General features: G+C 44.3%; 1 protein-coding gene. It reads left to right on the forward strand.

The window, feature by feature from the left end:
• On the forward strand, positions 1-237 hold a 237-nt coding region (locus R0J87_RS24515), incomplete at both ends, for a tetratricopeptide repeat protein (RefSeq protein ID WP_498889647.1).

Genomic DNA, 237 nt, shown 5'->3' on the forward strand with positions numbered 1-237 from the left:
GTCTATCTCGATCGCGCGATCCAACTCTCACCCCAACTTGGCATTGCTCACTACAACTTAGGCTTAGTCACACTGCAAAAAGATGATCCTGAAGCTGCCCTTGAACATTTCCGTAACGCCCAAAAATATCGCTCACAAGCCCCTGAAATTTTCTATCAAATGGGATTAGCTTATCTGAAGTTAGAAAAGCTAGACCAAGCCAAAACTGCGTTTGAAGCGGTAATTCGTCTTCAGTCT

This window comes from Halomonas sp. SIMBA_159, assembly GCF_046536035.1.
In the GTDB taxonomy this organism is placed as follows: Bacteria; Pseudomonadota; Gammaproteobacteria; order Pseudomonadales; family Halomonadaceae; genus Vreelandella; species Vreelandella venusta_A.